The sequence below is a fragment of the Cognatiluteimonas sedimenti genome, assembly GCF_022808325.1.
Taxonomy (GTDB): Bacteria; Pseudomonadota; Gammaproteobacteria; order Xanthomonadales; family Xanthomonadaceae; genus Cognatiluteimonas; species Cognatiluteimonas sedimenti.
This window is the reverse complement of the sequence record NZ_JALGCL010000003.1, coordinates 272,935-274,179: the sequence shown is the minus strand read 5'-3', so window position 1 is coordinate 274,179 and position 1,245 is coordinate 272,935. Positions and strand designations below refer to the sequence as shown.

The window sequence follows — 1,245 nt, the reverse complement described above, 5'->3', positions numbered from 1 at the left end:
GCGGCTCTACAGACTTTCTCGAGGCGCATACCCAGGAGAACGTAAGTGAATCCAATTGCAAGGTTGTCGGCGGCTTTGTGCTTTCTTGCCTGGGCTATCCCCTCGCTGGCACAAGAACGTCAAGCCACCAGCCAACCAAACATCGAAATCCGGCACGTTGATATTGGCGGCCACAAGCTGCGGCTACAGATCGCCGGAAAGGGCACTCCGACCGTTGTACTCGACTCTGGCCTAGGGGGCGGCATTCGAGATTGGAATAGTGTTTTCCCTGAGATCGCACGCTTTGCACGCGTCGTTTCATACGACCGCGCGGGTGGCGGACAGTCGGAGACTGGACCCGAACCTCGCTCACACACACGACTCGCCACTGAACTCCACACGCTCCTTCATCGCGCCGACATAGAACCGCCTTATGTCTTGGTCGGCCATTCTCTCGGCGGCGCTAACATCCGCGCGTTCGCTCACCTGTTCAAGGATGAAGTGGCGGGAGTGGTTTTTGTCGACGCGATGAACACAAAGTTCTTCGCGACCCTTGGTGCGAAAGAACTTGAGACGGAGATAGCGGAGCAAGAGACCGCCTTGAGGGACGCTCCTATCGGCCCCAAGCGGGAGTATGACTTTGCAAAAAATGAAACACGAAAGGGGTTCCCTGAACTGCACTCGTTCGGTGCGCCTCCCGACGTACCGATGATGGTACTTGTGGCCGGAAAGGACTCGGGGCCGCAGTGGATCAAATCGGCATTTGATGAGTTTGGCGCTTGGGTGGCCGAAGCCACAGAAGGAGGCTTGGTTGTCACTCCGGAAAGCGGTCATTACATACAAGTAGACGACCCAGCGCTCGTTATTTCAGCAGTTCGGCGAGTTGTGTTTCCTAGTGTGGAGATCGCCTTTGTACGTGCGCTAAAGGATGAAGGACTAGAGAACGCGATCAGGCTGTACCGCCAGATGAAGCATCGGTACCCATCTGAATATTTCAAAGAAAGGACACTTAACACTCTTGGCTATCAGCATCTGAGTGCGAAGAAAATCGCAGAGGCTATCGCCCTTTTCAAGCTAAACGTCGAGGCATATCCGGAGAGTGCGAACACCTACGACAGCCTTGCAGAGGCTTATATGGTGCAAGGAAACCGCGATGCATCCATCATGCACTATCGTAAATCGCTAGCGCTCAACCCCAACAATACGAATGCACTGGAGAAACTAGAACAGCTTGCAACCACGCCGTAAGCTGGTCGCAAGAGCCGC

Annotated in this window: 1 protein-coding gene; it reads left to right on the top strand. The window is 54.7% G+C overall.

What is annotated here, in order from left to right; all coding sequences use genetic code 11:
* The first annotated feature begins 45 nt into the window (after positions 1–45).
* Complete coding sequence (locus MQC88_RS10455) at positions 46–1,227, top strand: alpha/beta fold hydrolase (RefSeq protein ID WP_243321750.1); 1,182 nt, start codon at positions 46–48, stop codon at positions 1,225–1,227.
* The last annotated feature ends 18 nt before the right edge of the window (positions 1,228–1,245 follow it).